The following is a 21,178-nucleotide window of genomic DNA, read 5'->3' on the forward strand; positions in this document are numbered from 1 at the left end:
CACGCGGAGGCCGCTGCCACCCCCGGCGACTATGTGCGATCGACCGAAGGGCCCCACCCCGCGCCGACTGATCCGCCCACCTCGGTCCTGCCGGCCGTGGACCACTCCCACGAGGGAGAGGATGCCGCGGTCGCTCCGGATCACGCGAACCCGTCCGACGACCACCCGACCGATGTGATCACCGGCATCCACCACTCACCCGCCGAATCCGCGCACCCGGCGACGCAGGCTTTCTGGGCCCTCGCGCCCGTCGAACGCGAGGTCGTGGACGACTACGGCACGCCGATCTTCCGTATCGGACCGTCCGCGTGGGCACTCGTGATCGAGGATCGCGGCGAGACGTTCGTGATCCGCCACGACGACGGCCGGATCGGCTACCTGCACGACGTGTCGGGCATCACCCGCGGCTGAAAGCCTGACGACAGCCTGGGAGCGCCCCTCTCGCGGAAGGGGGCTCCCAGGCGGCCGGTAGCCTGGTCTCATGCTCCGTACCATCGATCTCCGTGGCCGTGTTCTCTCGCCCGCCGAGCTCCTCGCGGTCGTTCCGCGCGCCGACAGCGCGCGTGACGAAGCCCTCGTCATCGCGGCCCGCATCGTCGACGACGTCGCCGTGCGCGGTGAAGAGGCCCTGCGCGAGCAGGCGGCGCAGTTCGACCACGTGACCGACCACGCGATCGCCGTCCCCGCGGCGCACCTCGACGAAGCCCTCGACTCCCTCGACCCGGGCGTGCGCGCGGCCCTCGAAGAAGCGATCACGCGCGTGCGCGCGGCCTCGGCCGCTCAGGTCCCGGCGCCCGTGGTGACCGAGCTCGGTCCCGGAGCGCGCGTCACCCAGCGCTGGCAGCCCGTGCGCCGCGTCGGGCTCTACGTCCCGGGCGGCAAGGCGGTCTACCCCTCGAGCGTCGTGATGAACACCGTCCCGGCCCAGGTGGCGGGGGTCCGAGAGATCGCTCTGGCCTCCCCGCCGCAGCGCGAGTTCGGGGGGCGTGTGCACCCCGTGATCCTCGCGGCGGCCCGCCTGCTCGGCGTCACCGAGGTCTACGCGATGGGCGGTGCCGGAGCGATCGGCGCCTTCGCCTCCGGCGTGGCCAGCCTCGGCCTCGACCCGGTCGACGTCGTCACCGGTCCCGGGAACAACTTCGTCGCCTCGGCGAAGCGCGCCGTCGCCGGACGCGTGGGCACCGACTCCGAGGCCGGCGCGACCGAGATCCTGGTGGTCGCCGACTCCGGTGCGGACCCCGTGCTCGTGGCGGCCGACCTCGTGAGCCAGGCCGAACACGACGAGCAGGCCTCGGCCGTGCTGGTCACCGACTCGACCGCTCTCGCCGACGCCGTCCGCGCGGCCCTTCCCGAGCGCGTCGCCGCGACCCGGCACAGCGAGCGGGTCGCCGCCGCGTTCGAGGGGCCACAGTCCGCGGTCGTGCTCGTCGACGACCTCGCGCAGGCGACCGCCTTCAGCAACGCGTACGCCCCGGAGCACCTCGAACTCCACCTCGTCGATCCCCGGCCGGAGGACTTCGTCAACGCCGGTGCGGTGTTCGTCGGCCCCTACACCCCGGTCAGCCTGGGTGACTATCTGGCGGGAAGCAACCACGTGCTTCCGACGGGCGGGCAGTCGCGCTACGGCGCGGGGCTGTCGGCCGCGACGTTCCTCCGCCCGCAGCAGGTGATCGAGTACGACCGCGAAGCGCTCCGCTCGGTGCACGACGCCATCGTCACCCTCGCGGAGGCCGAGGCTCTGCCCGCACACGGCGAGGCCGTCACGGCCCGCTTCCCCGCATAGATCGGCGAGAGCATGCACTGTCCTTTCTGTCGGAACCCCGATTCCCGCGTCATCGACTCGCGCACGAGCGATGACGGTCTCAGCATCCGCCGTCGTCGGCAGTGCCCGAAGTGCGGCGGGCGCTTCTCGACCGTCGAGACCGCGAGCCTCAACGTCATCAAGCGTTCGGGGGTCGTCGAGCCGTTCAGCCGCGAGAAAGTGATGTCGGGGGTGCGCAAGGCCTGCCAGGGACGACCCGTCACCGATGCCGACCTCGCCGTGCTCGCGCAGCAGGTCGAGGAGGCCATTCGGCAGACCGGGTCGTCGCAGATCGACGCGAACGAGATCGGACTGTCGATCCTCGGTCCGCTCCGCGAGCTCGACGAGGTCGCCTACCTTCGGTTCGCGAGCGTCTACCAGGCGTTCGAGTCTCTCGAGGACTTCGACGCCGCCATCGCGCAGCTGCGCGCAGATCACGCCCACCGTCAGGTCTCTGCGAGCAGTACCACGGACGACGTCCAGTAGCCTGGCGGGGATGTATCCCCTTCTCTTCCGCACGGTCCTCACGCGTCTCGACCCCGAGTTCGCCCATCACCTCGCTGCGCTCGTGATCCGTGTCGCGGGCGTCGAGCCCGTGGCATCCGTCGTCCGTCGTGCGACCGCGCCGGGGCCCGACCAGGGGGTCGATGCCCTCGGACTGCACTTCGACTCGCCGTTCGGCGTGGCGGCGGGGTTCGACAAGAACGTCACGATGGTCCGCGGGCTCGGTGCGCTCGGCTTCGGGCACGTCGAGGTGGGGACGGTCACGGCGCTCGCTCAGCCGGGCAACCCCAAGCCGCGTCTGTTCCGCCTCGTGGCCGATCGCGCGGTCATCAACCGCATGGGCTTCAACAACGACGGCGCTGCGGCGGCCGCAGCGAAGCTCCGGCGACTCCGACGGGCGCGCCGGCGTCCCGTGATCGGCGTCAACATCGGCAAGAGCCGCGTCGTGGCTGTCGAAGACGCGACCACCGACTACGTGCGCAGCGCACGCCTGCTCGCGCCGCTGGCCGACTACCTCGTCGTCAACGTCTCATCGCCGAACACCCCGGGGCTGCGCGGTCTGCAGGCCGTCGAAACGCTGCGACCGTTGCTGACGGCGGTTCGGGATGCCGCGGGCTCGACGCCTCTCCTGGTGAAGATCGCCCCCGATCTCGATGACGACGAGGTGCAGGACATCGCCCGACTCGCGGTCGACGCGGGGCTCGCCGGCCTCATCGCGACGAACACGACGATCGCGCGGACCGGACTCTCGACGGATGCCGCCACGGTCGAGGCCGCGGGAGCGGGCGGCCTCTCGGGCGCCCCGTTGAAGGCGCGCGCCGCCGAGGTGCTGCGGCTGGTGCGAGCCGCCGTCCCCGCCGAGTTCGTCGTGATCTCGGCCGGGGGAGTGGAGACCGCCGAGGACGTGCGCGAGCGCCTCGCGGCCGGCGCGAACCTCGTCCAGGGCTATACGGGCTTCCTCTACCGGGGTCCTCTGTGGGGCCGGCAGATCAACCGCGGTCTCACGCGCCACCGCTGACCGTCGATCTCGCTCCGGCTTCCGAGGCCGCGGCGGGAACGACGTCGCGGCGGGAACGACGAAGCGGCGCGCCCGAGGGCACGCCGCTTCGTGAAGAATCCCGCGTGTCAGGCGGGGTACTGCCCGCGCTTGACCTGGGCCTTGGGCAGGCGCATGAAGCGCATCTGCACGGTGCGCATCGCCGCGTACCATCCGAGGCCCTTCTCGAGCTTGCTCTCGCCGAACTTGTCCTTCGCGGCGCGCTTCACGCGGATCGACGTGATGATCATGTCGCCGATGACGAAGAGGATGAAGATCCAGAGGGCGACGAACGCCCAGTACTGGAAGAACTGCACCGGAAGCACCGTCAGCAGGATGACGATGAGCATGAACGGCATGACGCCCTCGCCGAGGTGCCAGCCGGCATCCACGAAATCGCGCGCGAAGCGGCGCTGCGGCCCCTTGTCGCGAACGGGGAGGTAGCGCTCCTCGCCGGCGGCCATGCCGACGCGGGCCTTCTCGCGCTGAGCGGCCAGCTCGGCGCGGGCGCGAGCCTTGGCCTCTTTGGTGTCGGGGACGAGCGGGCGCTTGCGCGCGGCTTCCTGCTCGGCCCGCGAGGGCGTCGCGCGGCCCTTGCCCGAACCGATCTCCGTCGGGTCGACGGGGGTGTCGTTGGGGGCGGGGGCGGGGGACTTTGCCACGGAAAACCTCGAGAGCTCGCTGATCGGGAGATTTAAGATTACCCGCATGACCCCCGATGTGTCCTTGCAGAATGCCGTGCGCGACGCCGCGACCGCCGGCATCCCTTCCGCCCTCGCCGATCTGGGAGCCCTCGTGCGCATCCCCTCGATCGCCTGGCCGGCTTTCGATCAGTCCGCCCTCGAGAAGAGCGCGGATGCCGTGGCCGACCTGTTCCGCGGAACGGGCATGTTCGATCGGGTCGAGGTGAAGCGTGCCGCGATCCCGGGCACCGACGAACTCGGCCAGCCCGCGGTGCTCGCCTCTCGTCCGGCGAGGAACGGCCGCCCGACGGTGCTGCTGTACGCGCACCACGACGTGCAGCCCCCCGGTGACGACGCGCTGTGGGATTCGCCGCCCTTCGAGCCGACCGTGCGCGACGGACGTCTGTACGGTCGAGGCGCGGCGGACGACAAGGCCGGCGTCATGGCCCACGTCGCCGCCATCCGCGCGCTGGCCGACGTGGTCGGCGACGACCTCGACCTCGGGATCGCCGTCTTCATCGAGGGCGAGGAGGAGTACGGGTCCCGCTCCTTCGCCCAGTTCCTGGCCGACAACGCCGACGTGCTGCGCTCCGACGTCATCGTCGTCGCCGACTCGGGCAACTGGGACGACCGCACGCCCGGCCTCACCGTGTCGCTCCGCGGCAACGCCCGTTTCACGCTGACGGTGCGGACCTTGGAGCACGCCTCCCACTCGGGGATGCTCGGGGGAGCGGTCCCGGATGCCATGCTCGCCACCGTGAAGCTCCTGGCGACGCTCTGGGACGAAGACGGCGCCGTCGCGGTCGAGGGCCTCCACGTCCGCGAGGCGGAGACCCCTGCGTACGACGAGTCCACCCTGCGCGCGGAGTCGGGCCTGCTCGAGGGAGTCAGCCCCATCGGGCGCGACTCGATCCTGAGCCGCATCTGGAACAAGCCCTCGGTGACGATCACCGGATGGGATGCCACGCCCGTGGCGTCGGCGTCGAACACCCTGGCACCCGCGACGAGCGTCGTGATCAGCGCTCGCGTCGCTCCCGGCCAGAGCGCCGAGGACGCCTACGCCGCGATCGAAGCGCACCTCCGCGCGCATGCGCCGTTCGGTGCCCACCTGGAGTTCAGCGACGTCGACTGCGGCGACGCGTTCCTCGTCGACACGAGCGGCTGGGCCGTTGAGGACGCCCGCGCGTCGTTCGCCGAGGGGTACGGCGTCGAGTCCGTCGATGTCGGGATCGGGGGCTCGATTCCCTTCATCGCCGACCTCGTCCGAGAGTTCCCCGCGGCGCAGATCCTCGTCACGGGGGTGGAGGACCCGCACGCCCGCGCGCACAGCCCCAACGAGTCGTTGCACCTGGACACGTTCCGCAACGCGGTGGTGTCGGAAGCGCTCCTGTTGACGCGCCTGAACGCGCGCACCGTCTGAACGAGGCCGCGGGGGCGTGACGGGCGTAGAATCGTCTCGTCCCCGCGACCGATCAACCGAAGGGCATCGCCATGACCGACACCACACTGTCGTCCGCCGCCGACACCCGCGAGCACGGCGTGGGCCTGACCGCGGCCGCCTCCGACAAGGTCAAGAGCCTGCTGTCGCAGGAAGGCCGCGACGACCTGCGTCTCCGTGTCGCCGTTCAGCCGGGCGGTTGCTCCGGCCTCATCTACCAGCTCTACTTCGACGAGCGTTACCTCGACGGCGACAAGGTCGTCGACTTCGGCGGTGTCGAGGTCATCGTCGACGACATGAGCGTGCCGTATCTCGACGGCGCGAGCATCGACTTCAAGGACACGATCTCGGAGCAGGGCTTCACGATCGACAACCCCAATGCGCAGGGCTCCTGCGCGTGCGGCGACAGCTTCCACTGAGCTCGGCGCGCCGTCCGCGAGCGTCTTTCGAGGACCCCCGGAACCACGGATCACACCGTGGAATCCGGGGGTTCTCGATGTCTCGGCACTGGACGAATGGCCTGAGAACGGTGAGAGGTTGCCGTAGACTGTCAAAGCTTCATCCACGACCCGGAAAGGTGCACTGTGCCCTCCAAACGTCGCCTCCGCTGGGCTGCGCTTCCCCTCGGGATCGCGTCCGTCGCGCTTCTGTCCGGTTGCACCACGACCCAGCTGCACGGTTTCCTCCCCGGCTTCGTCGATGACGGCACGCCTGCCACCAACCACACCGACATGGTCGCCGGTCTGTGGGTCAACTCCTGGATCGTGCTGCTCGCAGTCGGCGTGATCACGTGGGGTCTCATGCTCTGGGCGGTCATCGCCTACCGCCGCCGCAAGGGGCAGTCGGGCCTCCCGGTGCAGCTGCGCTACAACATGCCGGTCGAGATCTTCTACACGATCGTCCCGCTGATCCTCGTCGTCGGCTTCTTCGCCTTCACGGCGCGTGACCAGAACACGCTCGAGACGCAGTACGACGACCCCGACGTCTCGATCACCGCGTACGGCAAGCAGTGGGCCTGGGACTTCCAGTACAACGGCACGAAGGAAGACAACTCCGACGCCGTGTACTCGATGGGCGTCCAGGCGAAGGCCACGGCCGACGGCTATGACCTCGAGGACGTGCCGACGCTCTACCTCCCGGTGAACAAGAAGGTCAAGATCGACCTCCGCTCGCGCGACGTGATCCACTCGTTCTGGATCATCGACTTCCTGTACAAGAAGGACATGTACATCGGCCGCGACAACGAGTGGTCCTTCACCCCGACCCGCGAGGGCACGTACGAAGGCAAGTGCGCCGAGCTGTGCGGTGAGTACCACTCCGCCATGCTCTTCAACGTCAAGGTCGTCAGCGACGCGGAGTACGAGGACTACCTCGCCTCGCTCCGCAGCGCCGGTGACGTCGGCGACATCAGTGATCTGTCGCGCCTGCAGAACCTCACGACGGCCGGCGCCGAAGGGAACAAGTGATCATGGCCACGACGCTTCCGCTTCAGGAGAAGGGCGCTTCCCGCCCGACGACTCTCCCTCCGCGTCAAGCCGCTCTGCTCAGCACCTCGCGTGTCGAGCAGAAGGGCAACCTGGTCGTCAAGTGGATCACCTCCACCGACCACAAGACCATCGGCTACATGTACCTGATCGCCTCGGTGATCTTCTTCATGCTCGGTGGCGTGATGGCGCTGATCATCCGCGCGGAGCTCTTCGAGCCCGGCATGCAGATCATCCCGACCAAAGAGCAGTACAACCAGCTGTTCACCATGCACGGCACGATCATGCTGCTCATGTTCGCGACGCCTCTGTTCGCGGGCTTCGCGAACGCGCTGCTGCCGCTGCAGATCGGTGCGCCCGACGTGGCCTTCCCGCGTCTGAACGCCTTCGCCTTCTGGCTGTTCCTCTTCGGGTCGACGATCGCCGTCTCCGGCTTCCTCACCCCGCAGGGTGCGGCCGGGTTCGGCTGGTTCGCCTATCAGCCGCTCGCCAACGCGAGTTTCTCGCCGGGTGTCGGCGGCAACCTCTGGATGCTGGGCCTCGGCATCAGCGGTTTCGGCACGATCCTCGGTGCGGTGAACTTCATCACCACGATCCTCACGATGCGCGCCCCCGGCATGACCATGTGGCGCATGCCGATCTTCTCGTGGAACACGCTCATCACGAGCATCCTGATCCTTCTCGCCTTCCCGGTGCTCGCCGCGGCCATCTTCGCCGCCGCCGCCGATCGCGTGCTGGGCGCCCACATCTACAGCCCTGAGAACGGCGGCGTGCTCCTCTGGCAGCACCTCTTCTGGTTCTTCGGTCACCCCGAGGTGTACATCATCGCGCTGCCGTTCTTCGGCATCGTGTCCGAGATCTTCCCGGTCTTCAGCCGCAAGCCGATCTTCGGATACAAGACCCTCGTGTACGCGACGATCGCGATCGCCGCTCTTTCGGTGGCCGTGTGGGCGCACCACATGTACGTCACGGGTGGCGTGCTCCTGCCCTTCTTCGCCTTGATGACCATGCTGATCGCGGTGCCGACCGGCGTGAAGATCTTCAACTGGATCGGCACGCTCTGGCGAGGGTCCGTCACATTCGAGACACCGATGGTGTTCGCGCTCGGCTTCCTGGTGTCGTTCGTCTTCGGTGGTCTGACCGGTGTCATCCTCGCGTCGCCCCCGCTCGACTTCCACCTCTCCGACTCGTACTTCGTCGTGGCGCACTTCCACTACGTCGTCTTCGGCACGGTCGTCTTCGCGATGTTCGCGGGCTTCTACTTCTGGTGGCCCAAGTGGACCGGCAAGATGCTCAACGAGCGTCTCGGCATGGTGCACTTCTGGATGCTGTTCATCGGTTTCCACATGACCTTCCTCATCCAGCACTGGCTGGGCGTCGACGGCATGGTGCGTCGCTACGCGGACTACGCCGCGGCCGACGGGTGGACCTGGGAGAACCAGCTCTCGACCATCGGCTCGATGATCCTCGGTGCGTCGATGATCCCGTTCCTGCTGAACGTCTGGATCACGGCCCGCAAGGCTCCTCGCGTGACGGTTGACGACCCCTGGGGTTACGGCGCTTCGCTCGAGTGGGCGACGTCGTGCCCGCCGCCGCGTCACAACTTCACCTCGATCCCGCGCATCCGTAGCGAGCGCCCCGCCTTCGACCTGAACCACCCCGAGGCCGGCATCCCGGTCGGCGTGGGCCCGGCGAAGGACGCCCCCGACACGCCCGTCGTCGACGCGGCGGCTGGAGAGGTCAAGTAAACGATGCGTACCAATGTCGGACTCTGGTGGCTCCTCGCGGGCTTCGGATTCTTCATCGCCGCGGTCTACACCGCTTGGAGCCTCATTCAGCACGGCGGCGTCGAGTGGGTCGGAACTGTCGCGCTCGTCTTCCTCGGCCTCATGTCGTCGATGGTCGCGTTCTACATCGGTCGCGTTCTCAAGGCGCAGAACGGTGAGTTGCCAGAAGACACCCTGACCGCCGACATTGACGACGGTGACCCCGAGCTGGGCGAGTTCAGCCCCTGGTCGTGGTGGCCCATCGTTCTCGCTGCATCGGCAGCCATCGCCGTCATCGGTCTTGCCGTCGGCAGCTGGCTCGTGCCGATCGGTTTCCTCGTGTTCGCTGTCGCCATCGTCGGCTGGGTGTACGAGTACTACCGCGGGTACTTCGCTCGCTGATCCTGTGCCCCTTCGGCTGAACACCGCCGCCGTCTCCGACCCCGGCGCCCACCGCCCCACCAACCAGGACGCCGCGTTCGTGGCGTCCTGGGGTGCGGCGGTTGCTGACGGAGTCGGCGGTGGCCCTTCGGGCGACCTCGCCTCGGCGGCGCTCATCCATCGCCTAGTGGCGACGCGGGGAAGCGCGATCGACGCGGACGGGCTCCTCGTACGGATACGCGAGGCGAACTGGGACATCCGCGCTCACGTCGAACGCGACCCGGCGCTGCGCGGCATGGCGACGACCTTCACCGGCTTGTTCCTTGGTGCCGATGGTCAGCTCCTCCTCGCCCACACCGGTGATTCCCGCGCCTACCTGTTGCGCGACGGTGAGTTCACACGTGAGACGCGCGACGACTCCTACGTGCAGGCGTTGGTCGACCACGGGATCATCCCACCCGAGGCGGCAGCCGCTCATCCTCGCCGCAACATCATCACCGCCTCGCTGGGTGGAGCCGAGGGTGACGTCGTATCGGTCGCCGAGCGGCCGCCGGTGGTCGGAGATCGCTGGGTTCTCTGCAGCGACGGCCTCACTGACTACGTCCCCGAGGCCGATGTCGCGCGTCTGATCGCGGAGGCGGCTGATCCGCGCTCCGCAGCAGCAGCCGCCGTGGCGCTCGCGCTCGAGGCGGGAACGCGCGACAACGTGACGGTCGTCGTCTGCGATGTCGTCGATGACGAGCAGCCCATTGCGAGCGAGCCGGTGTTCTCGGGGTCTGCGGCGCGGTGGTTCGCCGAGGACGTCGAGACGGCCTGAGATCTGAGCTGCTGGGCGTGCTGGAGAGCTTGACACTTCGCGCGGCAGAGCCCCGTCTCGTGCTCGACCGCCGACTCTTCCGAGGTCATCGATGGCCATTCCTCGCGGCCCATGGCCGCGCCAGACGGTCCTCCGCGGTGCCAGCGTCGAGGGTTCGGAAGAGGCTGGGCCGCTCGGCATCCTGATGTCGGGGTTACGGCGCTGGGCTGGGCGTTTCCCGAGACGGCATCTCGCCGGCAACTCCCGTGCGCGCTGCTACAGATTCGTCAGCCGCATGCAGTCTCGGCGCGGCGAGCCGGGGGAGTGGGGCACGCGGCCCCCGGACGGGCTCGTCGATGCTCAGGACGGCGCGGGCTGCCACACGGCTCGCGCCGCTCAGTTCGCGCGTACGACCATGACTGTGGGATCGAACACCCGCTCGCAGGGCCCCTCGTCGTTCTCGAAGGGCTGGCCCTCGCGGACCCAGTACTCGTAGCCCCCGATCATCTCGCGAACGGTGTAGCCGAGTGACGCGAACGCGAGCGCCCCCTTCTGGCCCGCGTTGCATCCGGGGCTCCAGCAGTACACGACGACGGGCATGTCGAGCGGGATCTCCGAGGGCGCGCGGTCGGCGATGTCGCGGTAGGGGAGGTGCACGGCGCCGGTAATGCGGCCCTGCTGCCATGCGTCGTCGCCTCGGACGTCGACGAGGACGAAACGATCTCCGGCCTTCTGCGCCGCGTATACGTCGGAGGGGTCGGTCTCCGCGGCGAGCCGGGCGGCGAAATACTCCTGGATGCTGGTCATACGCACACGGTACGACGGCGGGCCCGTGCCCCGGGAGGGGTGGGATGCCACTCACCCATGGCATCCTGCCATTGCGCTCACCCGCGGGCAGCGCCTCGGTCCTCCGAGGTGCGTCAGACGCTCGTACGCAGCGCCGAAGGGAGCCTGTGTGCCAGAGAAACGACGAAACCCCGGTGCCGAAGCACCGGGGTTTCGCGGGGGAGATTACTCGCTCTTGTCGTCGTGAGGGCGGTTCTTCACCTCGAGACCCTTCGGAGCGGGGAGCTCGACTTCGGCGCGCTCACCGATCGCCATGTGCGGACGACCATCCTCGTCGGCCCGGGCGTTCGCACCTGCGATCTCGTCGGCCTCTTCGTGGTCGATGTGGTCGAGCTCGTGGTGCTGGTGTGCCACCGCCGCGTCGACCTCGGCCTGCGTCAGCGGAGCGAGACGGTCCTCGAAGAACCAGCGCGAGACGCCTGCACGGAAGTTCGAGTACCAGGGTATCTCGCCCTTGTCGTTGGGGCGGACCACGAGCGGCTCGTAGGTCTCGTTGTCGATCAGCTTCCAGCGCTCGTACTCGTCGACGGGCTGGTGGACCTCGATGTACTCGCCGCCGGGCAGACGGACGATGCGACCCGACTCGTACCCGTGCAGCGCGATCTCGCGGTCCTTCTTCTGCAGAGCGATGCAGATGCGCTTGGTGACGAAGTAGGCCAGGATCGGGCCGAGGATGAGCAGCGCCTGGAGCGCGTGGATGACGCCTTCCATCGTGAGGTGGAAGTGCGTGGCCATGATGTCGGACGAAGCTGCCGCCCACATGACCGCGTAGAACGTGACCCCAGCGGCGCCGATGGCCGTACGTGTCGCCGCGTTGCGGGGGCGCTGTGCGATGTGGTGCTCGCGGGTGTCGCCGGTGATCCACGCCTCGATGAAGGGGTATACGAGCACGAGGACAATGAACAGTCCCAGCACGCCGACGGGGATGATGATGTTCCACGACCAGGTGTGGTCCCAGAGCACGAACTCGAGGTGCGGCGGGATGAGGCGCAGCATGCCGTCCGCGAAGCCGATGTACCAGTCGGGCTGTGTACCGGCCGAGACGGGAGAGGGGTCGTACGGGCCGTAGTTCCAGATCGGGTTGATCGTCACGAGCGCGGCGATCAGCACGATCACACCGAACGTGATGAAGAAGAATCCACCCATCTTGGACGCGTACACCGGGAGCATCGGGTAGCCCACGACGTTGCTGTTCGAGCGGGCGGGGCCGGCGAACTGCGTGTGCTTGTTGATGATCATCAGCATGAGGTGCACCGCCAGCAGCGCGACCAGGATGGCCGGCAGCAGCAGGATGTGCAGCGTGTACAGGCGGCCGACGATCGCGGTGCCGGGGAATTCGCCGCCGAACAGCAGGAACGAGGTCCAGGTGCCGATGATCGGCAGGCCCTTGATCATGCCGTCGATGATGCGGAGGCCGTTACCCGAGAGCAGGTCGTCGGGGAGGGAGTAGCCCGTGAAGCCCTCGGCCATCGCAAGGATGAAGAGGATGAAGCCGACGACCCAGTTGAGCTCGCGCGGCTTGCGGAACGCGCCGGTGAAGAAGACGCGCAGCATGTGCACGCCGATGCCGGCCACGAAGACAAGGGCGGCCCAGTGGTGGATCTGACGGACCAGGAGTCCACCGCGCAGGTCGAACGAGATGTGCAGCGCGGACTCCATCGCCGCGGACATCGCGATACCGCGCATGGGCTCGTAGGCGCCGTTGTAGTGCGTCTCGACCATCGACGCCTGGAAGAAGAACGTCAGGAAGGTGCCGGACAGCAGCACGACCACGAAGCTCCACAGGGCGATCTCGCCCAGCATGAAGGACCAGTGGTCGGGGAAGATCTTGCGACCGAGCTCTTTGACGATGCCCGACATGCTCGTGCGCTCGTCGAGGTAGTTCGCCGCAGCGCCGACGAAACGGCCGCCGAGCGGCTTACCGTCGCGTCCCCCCGGCTGCGGGCCGGCGGAGACGGCGGGTTCGGTCGTGACGTTCTCGGTGGGATGAGTACCGATGCTCATTTGCGCTCCCAGAAGCTGGGGCCGACGGGCTCGTGGAAGTCACTCTTCGCGACGAGGTAACCCTCGGCGTCGACGGTGATGGGGAGCTGCGGCAGGGGACGGGCGGCCGGGCCGAAGATGACGGCCGCACCGTTGGCGACGTCGAACTGCGACTGGTGGCAAGGGCACAGGAGGTGGTGGGTCTGCTGCTCGTAGAGCGCCACGGGGCAGCCGACGTGCGTGCAGACCTTCGAGTACGCGACGATGCCGTCGTACGTCCAGTCCATCTTGTTGGTCTCGGGGTTCAGCTGCTCGGGCTGCAGACGCATCAGCAGCACGATGGCCTTGGCCTTCTCTTCGAGGTAGCCCTCGTCGTGGCCGAGGCCCGCAAGCTCTTCCGGGATCACGTGGAAGGCGGAGCCGAGCGTGACGTCGGCTGCGCGGATCGGCCGACCGGAGGGGTCGTGCGACAGGCGCGAGCCCTCCTTCCACATGGTGTGGCTGAGGAGCTTCACCGGGTCCTCGTCCTGAGGTGCAAGACCACGGAACAGGGTGATGCCCGGGATGATCGAGGCGGCGAGAGCAGCGAACAGCGAGTTGCGGATGATCTCGCGGCGACCGAAGCCGGAGTCCTCGTTCGCCTCGACGAAGACGTTGACGGCACCCTCGCGGGTCTCGTCGCGGCCGCGCGTGGCGTGGCGGTCCTCGATGTACTCCTTGTCGGACATGACCGACTTGCCCCAGTGAATGGTGCCGATACCGATCGACAGCAGGGCGAAGCCGATGCCGAGTCCGATGAAGAGGTTGTTGTACCGGATGTCGATCAGCGCGCCCGACTCGATCGGGAAGATCATGTAGGCGATGCTCGCCCAGATGCTCGCGGCGACCGAGAAGTAGAACAGCGTGTAGACCGTGCGGACCGCCCGCTTCATCGCCTGCGGGTCTTGATCGGTCATGCGGTGGCGGTGTCCGGGAAGACCCGGGTTCTCCACGGGGTCGGGAACCGCGACGGCGAGCCCGGCGGAGGGCTTCCATGAAGCCCTCTCGTGCTCGAGTGCGTCTTCCTCGTGTGCCATGGTGCTCCTCGTGCGTTTACGTAATGTCGATGACGACGGTCAGTTGGACTTGGCCGTGATCCACACGGTGAGCGCGATGAGCGCCCCGATTCCGAAGATCCAGATGAACAGACCCTCGGAGACCGGACCGAGCGAACCGAGCGAGAATCCGCCGGGGGACTCGGACTTCTGAAGGAACATCAGGTACGAGATGACGTCGCGCTTGTCTTCGGGGGTGAGGTTGAGGTCGTTGAAGACCGGCATGTTCTGCGGGCCGGTGACCATGGCCGCGTACATGTTGACGGGCGTGACAGTGTGCAGATCCGGGGCCCACTTGCCTTCGGTCAGCGCACCGCCGGCGCCGGCGACGTTGTGGCACATCGCGCAGTTGATGCGGAACAGCTCGGCACCGTGGGAGAGGTCGCCCTCGCCGTCGGTGATGTCGGCGCTCGGGTAGGTCGGGCCGGGGGCCGACGACTGCACGAAGGCGGCGATCGCGTCGATCTGCTCTTCGGTGAACTGCACGGGCTTCTGGGGGGCCTGCGGGCCCTGGGCCTGAAGCGGCATGCGTCCGGTGGACACCTGGAAGTGCACCGACAGCTCGCCCACGCCGAACAGGGAGGGACCCTGCTGGCTGCCCTCGAGGTCGAGGCCGTGACAGGTCGCGCAGTTCGCCTGGAAGAGCTTCTTGCCCTCTTCGACCGCGGTCGCGGAGGAAGCGCTGCTCGTCGGGGTGTCGGTCGCGGCCATCGCGGCGGACGCACCGGCGTACACGCCACCGGTGAGGAGGAGGCCGATGCCGATCAGCGCGGCGGCGGCCAGGGGACTGCGGCGCCCGGAGGCGCGACGCGGCTTCTTCTCTCGTGCCATGTGAGGTACTGCTCTCTTACTTCAGGAAGTAGATGACGAAGAACAGGGCGATCCAGACGACGTCGACGAAGTGCCAGTAGTAGGACACGACGATCGAGGTGGTCATCTCTTTGCGCCCGAAGTTCTTCACGGCGTAGGCACGGCCGATGACGAGGAGGAAGGCGATGAGCCCGCCCGTCACGTGCAGGGCGTGGAAGCCGGTGGTCAGGTAGAAGGCCGACGCGTAGGGGTTGGCGCTGATGGGCATGCCTTCGGCAACCAGCGTCGCGTACTCCCACACCTGGCCCGACACGAAGACGGCGCCGAGGATGAACGTGAGGTAGAACCACTCCACCATTCCCCACTGGACGAAGCGGAACGGCTTGCCGGTGCGGTACGGCTGGTACCGCTCGGCAGCGAACACGCCCATCTGGCACGTGACCGACGACAGCACGAGGATGATCGTGTTGACGGTCGCGAAGGGGACGTTGAGCAGCTCGGTCTCCTGCGCCCAGAGGGACGCGGAGGTGCTGCGCAGAGTGAAGTAGATGGCGAAGAGGCCGGCGAAGAACATGACCTCGCTGCCCAGCCACACGATGGTGCCCACCGCGACCGGGTCGGGCCGCTTCACGGCACGCACGGCCTGGGAATACGTCGCTGAGGTCGTCACCATCCCATTATGCGCGATCCGACGGGCCGATATTCCCATCTCGAGCTGGAGATGTTCCACGGTCGAGACTTAGGGAAACCTAAGAATCCACGGGGAATCCCCGGTGTAGTGGGACTTCTGCCGCGTCTCTCGCGGCTCGGAGAGCGGCAGGGCGGTGTGGAAGGATCATGGCATGGCGGAACGCTTCTCCTGGCCCGATGTCCTCACGTCTCTCCTCGACGGGCGCGACCTCAGCGTGTCGGAATCCACGTGGGCCATGCGGCGTGTCATGGCGGGCGAGGCGACCCCGTCGCAGCTCGCCGGGTTCCTCATTGCGTTGCGCGCCAAGGGCGAGACGGTCGAGGAGATCGTGGGCTTCCGCGACGCCATCCTCGAGGCGGCTGTGCCGCTCCCGGTGCGCGCCGAAGTCCTCGACATCGTGGGGACCGGCGGAGACCGCTTCGGCACCGTCAACGTCTCGACGATGGCGGCGGTGGTGGCGGCGGCATCCGGAGTCCCCGTGGTCAAACACGGCAATCGTGCCGCGAGCTCGGCATCCGGATCCTCCGACGTCCTGTCGTCGCTCGGTATCGCTCTCACGCTCGATCCGGCGCACGTCGCCGAGACCCTCGATCGCACGGGGATCACCTTCGCCTTCGCCGCGGCGTTCCATCCCGGATTCCGTCACGCGGGGCCGACCCGGTCGGAGCTCGGCGTCCCGACGGTGTTCAACTTCCTCGGCCCGCTGTGCAACCCGGCCCGCGCGGAGGCGAACGCGGTCGGCGTCGCCCACCTCGATCGCGTCCCGCTCATCACCGGCGTCTTCCGTACACGCGGCGCGACGGCGCTGGTGTTCCGCGGCGACGACGGTCTCGACGAGCTGACGACCACCGGACACAGCCGGCTCTGGGAGATCAGCCGAGGCGATGTCCACGAGCACGATCTGGATCCTCGGGATCTCGGCATCCCGCTCGTCGAGATCGATGCCCTGCTCGGCGGATCGCCCGATCACAACGCCGAGGTCGTGCGGCGCACGCTCGCCGGCGAGACCGGGGCGGTGCGCGACATCGTCCTGCTGAACGCCGCGGCCGGACTCGTGTCGTACCGGTTGTTCCAGGATGCCGCGCAGGTGCAACGTCCGATCCTTGAGCGTCTGGCCGAGGCGATGGCGGATGCCGCCGCGGCGATCGACGACGGGCGGGCGTCCGCGAAGCTCGAGGCCTGGATCTCGACGACGCGGGAACTCGCGGAGTAACGCATGCGGCCGCTGGACGCGCTGAACGAGATCGCGTACCTGCTCGAGAGGGGGCGTGCGTCGCGGTACAAGTCGAAGGCGTTCCGGACGGCGGCGGCGGCGATCGACGGCCTCAGTGACGCGGAGTTGCGCGACCCGGGGCTTCGGCGGAGGCCCGGGATCGGCGACTCGACGTTCGCGGTGATCCAGCAGGCCCTGGCCGGGGAGGTTCCCGAACGCCTCGCCGGGCTGCGGGCGACCGCGGGTGCCGTCGGCGGTGAAGAACTCCGAGCCGCGCTTCGGGGCGACCTGCACAGTCACAGCGACTGGTCGGATGGGGTGACCCCCATCGAGGCGATGGTCGAGGCGGGTCGCGCACTCGGCCACGAGTACCTCGCCCTGACCGACCATTCGCCGCGCCTGACCGTCGCGAACGGGTTGTCGCCCGAGCGACTACGCCGACAGCTCGAGGTCGTGCGGGGCATGAGCGGCGGGGGATTCACGCTGCTGTCGGGCATCGAGGTCGACATCCTCGACGACGGTGACCTCGACCAGGAGGATGCTCTTCTGCGCGAGCTCGATGTGGTCGTGGCATCCGCTCATTCCAAGCTCCGCATGGAGCGCGAGCCCATGACCCGTCGGCTCGTCGCGGCGGCGAGCGATCCCCGGGTGGACGTGCTCGGTCATGTGACGGGGCGTCTCGTCGAGGGCGCACGCGGGACGCGCCCGCCGTCGGAGTTCGACGCTCGCGCCGTCTTCGCCGCGTGTGCGGACTCGGGCGTGGCGGTCGAGATCAACTCGCGTCCGGAGCGTCAGGACCCGCCGGACGAGCTGATCGCGATCGCCCTGGACGAGGGATGCTTGTTCTCGATCGACTCGGACGCGCACGCGCCCGGGCAGTTGTCGCTGCTCGACTACGGTGCTGCGCGCGCCGAGGCCTCGGGGGTGCCTGACGACCGCATCGTCACGACGTGGTCGCTCGAGCGACTGCGGTCGTGGCTCGACCGCACACGATGACCGCCGCGATGCGCGCCCGAACATGACCGCCGTACAGGAGCGCGGTCCCCGCGTTCGTCTGCGGGGGTCGCGTTCCGGCGTGGCTGCGTGATGTGCGGGGCGATGTCACCGGGGGAGGGCGGCCAGGGCGCGCGTCATCGACGAGCCGAGGTTCCACCGCTCGGCGAGGGCCTCGGCGGCTGCGGTGCGGTCGTCGTCGCGCGGGCGAAGGGCGTCGTCGATGACCCCGAGGTCGAGATCACGCACGACCCGCACCACCGCGGGCGCGACAGCCAGGTAGTCGGCGGCCGCGAGGATCTTCGCGCGTTGCGCCGGCGTCCCGCCCGTGCCGGCTTCGGCGGCCGCGACGATGCCCGCGAGGTCGTTGTGGGCGGTGAGCAGAGCCGCGGCCGACTTCTCGCCGATGCCGGCGACGCCGGGCAGCCCGTCCGAGGGGTCGCCGCGCAGGACCGCGAAGTCCGCGTACTGCGCGGCGTGGATGCCGTACTTCGCGAACACGGCGGCATCGTCGACGAGCTCGAGGTTGCTCATGCCTCGTGCGGTGTACACGATGCGGACGCCACGCTCGTCGTCGATGAGCTGGAAGAGATCGCGGTCACCGGTGACGATGTCGACCGGCACCTCGGCGCTGGTCGCGAGCGTGCCGATCACGTCGTCGGCCTCGTGCTCGGCCGCTCCCACCACGGGGATGCCGAGAACGGCGAGCGCTTCTCTGATGAGGGGGATCTGGGCGACGAGGGGGTCGGGGGCCTCCTCGCGATCGGGGCCGGTCGCGACCGCCTCGACGACGCGGTGCGCCTTGTAGCTCGGGAGGAGGTCGACGCGCCACGCCGGTCGCCAGTCGTCGTCCCAGCACGCGACGAGGCGGGTCGGGTGGTACGTCGTGACGAGCTTCGCGATCATGTCGAGGAGGCCCCGCACCGCGTTGACGGAGGTGCCGTCCGCGGCGCGGACTTTGTCGGGCACCCCGTAGAACGCGCGGAAGTAGAGGGACGCGGTGTCGAGGAGCATGAGGCGGTCGGTCACGGCGTTCATCCTGGCACGCGGCGGTGCTCAGCCGCCGGGTGCTGTCCAGGTGAGGGAGTCGCCGGAGTACAGATCCACCTGGGTGCGGCCCTGTTCGATGTCGGCGAGCGGGGTGTCGAGCACGATGAAGAAGGTGACCGTTTCGCCGGGGAAGACGTCGAGGATGTCGTAACGGCTCGGGTACACATCCGTCACGGCGGGGTCGTAGACAGCATCCCCGTAGCTCCCGTCGGATAGGAAGTAGTTCGCGGAGAACTGGAACTGCCACGCGTCGGAGTCGATGGTCTCGTCGGTGAGGTTCGTGATCTCGATGGGTATCGCGACGAAAGACCCGGATGCCGTGAACGGCGCAGGGCTGGCGGTTGCCGTGTCGGCGGTGATGTCGGTCGGCGCGAGGGCACGAAGCGTCCAGACCTCGTCGCCCGTGTCGGAGTCGATCACGGTCTGGGGCGTGCCCCACTCCCGTTCCGACGCCGATTCGCTGCCGGGTGGCACCACGAGGCGCTGGGCGAGCGTGTATGGGTCGGTCTCAGGATCGGGGGCCGAGTCGACCCTCGGGCCCGACGACGAGAAGCCGGACACGAGTGCGGCGATCAGGGCGATGAAGACGCCGAAACCGACGATCACGATCGCGATCACCGCGGGGACCTGGGCGCCGCTCCGGCGTGCCAGGTGGACGATCGCGAGCACGAGGGCAGTGACCAACAGCAGCCAGGAGACAGGCGAGGCCGTGAAGGCGGCGATCGTTCCCACGCACGCGATCACGAGGGCGGCGATGCCGAGTCCGCGCCGCGGAGGCCGTGCTCCGCCGGGACCCGTGGTCGAGGCGGAGCCACGCGCGAGAACGGCCGGGCCGGGCCACGCGGCGGGTGCGCCGGCGGCGGAGGGGACAGCAACGGGAGGCGCGATAGCGGGAGCGCTCGGACCGTAACCGGCGGACGCCGGACCGTACGCGGCGAACGGCGGGCGCCCACCGGTGGTGGTGTGATTCGTCATGTCGCCTCCCCACTCCATCGTATGAAGGCCGCGGGAGTCGCGGCGACCGCTGCGCAAAGTCGGTGCGCCGACTCGACCTAGAGTGGCGGGATGTCGTTCGGCTCCCCTCGCGTGCGCCCGTCATCGACCTCGGCCTGCCCGTGCGGGGGAGGTGAGTTCGGCCGGTGCTGCGGCCCGATCCTCGACGGGGCGGTGGCACCGTCGGCGGAGCGACTGATGCGCTCCCGCTACACCGCCTACGTCGTCGGTGACCTCACGCATCTCGTGCGGTCGTGGCATCCGCGAACCCGTCCCGACGACCTCGAGCTGGACGGCGACACCGTCTGGGAGGGGCTCTCGATCGACGAAGCGGACGAGCGCGACGACACCGCCGTCGTCGTGTTCCACGCGGCGTGGCGCCGCGGCACCGAACGGCAGGTGATGTCCGAGCGCAGCCGGTTCGTCCGCCGAGGTGGGCGGTGGGTGTACGTGGACGGCGACGTGACATGAGGCCGTCAACCCCGCGGCGGCGTGTCGGAGGCCACGCGTAGGGTCGACCCGATCGCTCGATGAGAGGAGCCGCATGATCCCGGAAAGATTGCGCGACCTGCTCGAGGGGCCGTACTACGGCGCGCTCGGCACGGTCCGCCCCGACGGCACGGTGCAGGTGAACCCGATGTGGTTCGAGTTCGACGGCGAGCACATCCTGTTCACGCACACGGTGACACGGCAGAAGTACCGCAACCTGCAGAGAAATCCCTCGATGAGCTTCATGGTCTATGACCCCGCGGAGCCGTACCGATACATCGAGGTGCGCGGCCGTCTGGTCGACGAGGAAGCCGACCCGGAAGGCCTCTTCTACGTGCGGCTCGGCCAGCGCTACGGCAATCCCGAACAGCAGGCACCGGCCGACAAGGCGAATCGCGTGATCCTGAAGATGTCGGTCGAGAAGGTCGGAGGACAGTGACATGGAACGCATCGTGATCATCGGCGGCCACGGCAAGGTCGCCCTGCATCTGGCGGGGCTCCTGTCCGAGCGCGGAGACGAAGCGGTGTCGATCATCCGCAATTCCGACCAGTCGACGGATGTCGAGAAGGCCGGCGGTACGCCTCTCGTCCTCGACGTCGAGGACGCCGATGTCGAGGCCCTCGCGAAGGCGTTCGCCGGAGCCGACGCGATCGTCTGGTCGGCGGGTGCCGGGGGCGGCGACGCCGTCCGGACCTACGCGGTCGATCGGGATGCCGCGCAGCGCGCTGTCGACGCGGCAGGTGCCGCCGGAGTCCGGCGTTTCGTCATGGTGTCGTGGATCGGCTCCGTGCCCGATCACGGCATCTCGCCCGACGACGCGTTCTTCGCCTACGCCGACGCCAAGCTCGCCGCGGACGACTACCTGCGCGCGAGCGATCTGGATTGGACGATCCTCGGCCCCGGCACGCTGACGCTCGACCCGCCCACCGGACGCATCACCACGGCGCCGCAGGGGTCCGCCGAGGTCGGGCGTGCGGATGTCGCCGCGGTCGCCGCGGCCGTCCTCGTGCAGTCCGCGACCATCGGTCGCTTCATCCGGTTCGGTGCGGGCGACACGCTCATCGCGGAGGCGATCGTCAAGGATCCCTCCGCCGACACCGAGGCCGGCACGAAGTAGCGGTCGGTC

22 protein-coding genes and 1 pseudogene are annotated in these 21,178 nt (G+C 68.6%); 15 read left to right on the forward strand and 8 right to left on the reverse strand.

Annotated elements, in window-relative coordinates:
- From P2P98_RS02640 to P2P98_RS02655, 4 genes and pseudogenes are all read left to right on the forward strand, one after another.
- Nucleotides 1-411, forward strand: a pseudogene (locus tag P2P98_RS02640) (hypothetical protein); the annotation flags it as partial.
- Nucleotides 412-481: 70 nt separating this feature from the next.
- Nucleotides 482-1,783: a histidinol dehydrogenase gene (hisD, locus tag P2P98_RS02645; protein ID WP_275796943.1), complete on the forward strand. Its 1,302-nt coding sequence runs from the start codon at nucleotides 482-484 to the stop codon at nucleotides 1,781-1,783.
- Nucleotides 1,784-1,795: 12 nt separating this feature from the next.
- On the forward strand, nucleotides 1,796-2,287 hold the full coding sequence (gene nrdR, locus P2P98_RS02650) for a transcriptional regulator NrdR (protein WP_058595995.1): 492 nt from the start codon (nucleotides 1,796-1,798) through the stop codon (nucleotides 2,285-2,287).
- A 10-nt stretch (nucleotides 2,288-2,297) separates the two neighbouring features.
- Nucleotides 2,298-3,323, forward strand: coding sequence for a quinone-dependent dihydroorotate dehydrogenase (locus tag P2P98_RS02655; RefSeq protein ID WP_275796946.1), 1,026 nt, complete (start codon nucleotides 2,298-2,300; stop codon nucleotides 3,321-3,323).
- Between the two features lie 107 nt (nucleotides 3,324-3,430).
- Here the strand turns inward: P2P98_RS02655 and P2P98_RS02660 are convergent, their stop codons facing one another.
- Nucleotides 3,431-4,003 carry a DUF3043 domain-containing protein gene (locus P2P98_RS02660; RefSeq protein WP_275796948.1) on the reverse strand — a complete coding sequence of 191 codons (573 nt, stop codon included), beginning with the start codon at nucleotides 4,001-4,003 and terminating at the stop codon, nucleotides 3,431-3,433.
- A gap of 46 nt (nucleotides 4,004-4,049) precedes the next feature.
- Between P2P98_RS02660 and P2P98_RS02665 the strand changes: the two genes are divergently transcribed.
- From P2P98_RS02665 to P2P98_RS02690, 6 genes are all read left to right on the forward strand, one after another.
- The gene (locus tag P2P98_RS02665) at nucleotides 4,050-5,444 is read left to right on the forward strand and encodes a dipeptidase (protein ID WP_275796950.1); all 1,395 of its coding nucleotides are present in this window, start codon (nucleotides 4,050-4,052) and stop codon (nucleotides 5,442-5,444) included.
- Nucleotides 5,445-5,515: 71 nt separating this feature from the next.
- Nucleotides 5,516-5,881 (forward strand): iron-sulfur cluster assembly accessory protein, encoded by a 366-nt coding sequence (locus P2P98_RS02670; protein ID WP_275796952.1) that lies wholly within the window; start codon nucleotides 5,516-5,518, stop codon nucleotides 5,879-5,881.
- A 165-nt stretch (nucleotides 5,882-6,046) separates the two neighbouring features.
- Nucleotides 6,047-6,928, forward strand: a complete 882-nt coding sequence (gene coxB, locus P2P98_RS02675; protein ID WP_275796954.1) for a cytochrome c oxidase subunit II — start codon at nucleotides 6,047-6,049, stop codon at nucleotides 6,926-6,928.
- A gap of 2 nt (nucleotides 6,929-6,930) precedes the next feature.
- On the forward strand, nucleotides 6,931-8,694 hold the full coding sequence (gene ctaD, locus P2P98_RS02680; RefSeq protein WP_275796956.1) for a cytochrome c oxidase subunit I: 1,764 nt from the start codon (nucleotides 6,931-6,933) through the stop codon (nucleotides 8,692-8,694).
- 3 nt (nucleotides 8,695-8,697) lie between these two features.
- The gene (locus P2P98_RS02685; protein WP_275796958.1) at nucleotides 8,698-9,114 is read left to right on the forward strand and encodes a cytochrome c oxidase subunit 4; all 417 of its coding nucleotides are present in this window, start codon (nucleotides 8,698-8,700) and stop codon (nucleotides 9,112-9,114) included.
- A gap of 4 nt (nucleotides 9,115-9,118) precedes the next feature.
- Nucleotides 9,119-9,910, forward strand: coding sequence for a protein phosphatase 2C domain-containing protein (locus P2P98_RS02690; protein ID WP_275796960.1), 792 nt, complete (start codon nucleotides 9,119-9,121; stop codon nucleotides 9,908-9,910).
- Nucleotides 9,911-10,285: 375 nt separating this feature from the next.
- Here P2P98_RS02690 and P2P98_RS02695 read toward each other — a convergent pair whose 3' ends face one another.
- The 5 genes from P2P98_RS02695 to P2P98_RS02715 all read right to left on the reverse strand — a co-directional run bounded on the left by P2P98_RS02695 (nucleotide 10,286) and on the right by P2P98_RS02715 (nucleotide 15,295).
- Entirely contained in the window at nucleotides 10,286-10,696 is a 411-nt protein-coding gene (locus P2P98_RS02695; protein WP_275796962.1) for a rhodanese-like domain-containing protein, read from the reverse strand.
- A gap of 204 nt (nucleotides 10,697-10,900) precedes the next feature.
- Nucleotides 10,901-12,739 carry a cytochrome bc complex cytochrome b subunit gene (locus P2P98_RS02700; RefSeq protein ID WP_275796964.1) on the reverse strand — a complete coding sequence of 613 codons (1,839 nt, stop codon included), beginning with the start codon at nucleotides 12,737-12,739 and terminating at the stop codon, nucleotides 10,901-10,903.
- Complete coding sequence (locus P2P98_RS02705; RefSeq protein WP_275796966.1) at nucleotides 12,736-13,794, reverse strand: Rieske 2Fe-2S domain-containing protein; 1,059 nt, start codon at nucleotides 13,792-13,794, stop codon at nucleotides 12,736-12,738. Before P2P98_RS02705 ends, P2P98_RS02700 begins: the two co-directional genes overlap by 4 nt.
- Nucleotides 13,795-13,833: 39 nt before the next feature.
- Complete coding sequence (locus P2P98_RS02710) at nucleotides 13,834-14,643, reverse strand: cytochrome c (protein WP_058595114.1); 810 nt, start codon at nucleotides 14,641-14,643, stop codon at nucleotides 13,834-13,836.
- A gap of 16 nt (nucleotides 14,644-14,659) precedes the next feature.
- Nucleotides 14,660-15,295, reverse strand: coding sequence for a heme-copper oxidase subunit III (locus P2P98_RS02715; RefSeq protein WP_275796969.1), 636 nt, complete (start codon nucleotides 15,293-15,295; stop codon nucleotides 14,660-14,662).
- A 169-nt stretch (nucleotides 15,296-15,464) separates the two neighbouring features.
- Between P2P98_RS02715 and trpD the strand changes: the two genes are divergently transcribed.
- Nucleotides 15,465-16,526, forward strand: a complete 1,062-nt coding sequence (trpD, locus tag P2P98_RS02720) for an anthranilate phosphoribosyltransferase (protein WP_058595113.1) — start codon at nucleotides 15,465-15,467, stop codon at nucleotides 16,524-16,526.
- A 3-nt stretch (nucleotides 16,527-16,529) separates the two neighbouring features.
- Nucleotides 16,530-17,522: a PHP domain-containing protein gene (locus tag P2P98_RS02725; protein ID WP_275796972.1), complete on the forward strand. Its 993-nt coding sequence runs from the start codon at nucleotides 16,530-16,532 to the stop codon at nucleotides 17,520-17,522.
- A 105-nt stretch (nucleotides 17,523-17,627) separates the two neighbouring features.
- On the opposite strand, the gene P2P98_RS02730 is transcribed toward P2P98_RS02725, so the two are convergent.
- Nucleotides 17,628-18,548, reverse strand: coding sequence for a 5'-3' exonuclease (locus tag P2P98_RS02730; protein ID WP_275796974.1), 921 nt, complete (start codon nucleotides 18,546-18,548; stop codon nucleotides 17,628-17,630).
- A gap of 27 nt (nucleotides 18,549-18,575) precedes the next feature.
- The gene (locus tag P2P98_RS02735; RefSeq protein WP_275796976.1) at nucleotides 18,576-19,544 is read right to left on the reverse strand and encodes a hypothetical protein; all 969 of its coding nucleotides are present in this window, start codon (nucleotides 19,542-19,544) and stop codon (nucleotides 18,576-18,578) included.
- Between the two features lie 90 nt (nucleotides 19,545-19,634).
- Here P2P98_RS02735 and P2P98_RS02740 point away from each other — a divergent pair, with 90 nt between their 5' ends.
- The 3 genes from P2P98_RS02740 to P2P98_RS02750 all read left to right on the forward strand — a co-directional run bounded on the left by P2P98_RS02740 (nucleotide 19,635) and on the right by P2P98_RS02750 (nucleotide 21,169).
- Nucleotides 19,635-20,033 carry a YchJ family metal-binding protein gene (locus P2P98_RS02740; protein WP_275796978.1) on the forward strand — a complete coding sequence of 133 codons (399 nt, stop codon included), beginning with the start codon at nucleotides 19,635-19,637 and terminating at the stop codon, nucleotides 20,031-20,033.
- A gap of 73 nt (nucleotides 20,034-20,106) precedes the next feature.
- Nucleotides 20,107-20,490 carry a PPOX class F420-dependent oxidoreductase gene (locus P2P98_RS02745; RefSeq protein ID WP_275796980.1) on the forward strand — a complete coding sequence of 128 codons (384 nt, stop codon included), beginning with the start codon at nucleotides 20,107-20,109 and terminating at the stop codon, nucleotides 20,488-20,490.
- A gap of 1 nt (nucleotide 20,491) precedes the next feature.
- Nucleotides 20,492-21,169: an NAD(P)H-binding protein gene (locus P2P98_RS02750; RefSeq protein ID WP_275796982.1), complete on the forward strand. Its 678-nt coding sequence runs from the start codon at nucleotides 20,492-20,494 to the stop codon at nucleotides 21,167-21,169.
- Nucleotides 21,170-21,178 lie beyond the last annotated feature (9 nt).

Source organism: Microbacterium sp. Kw_RZR3, assembly GCF_029222405.1.
In the GTDB taxonomy this organism is placed as follows: domain Bacteria; phylum Actinomycetota; class Actinomycetes; order Actinomycetales; family Microbacteriaceae; genus Microbacterium.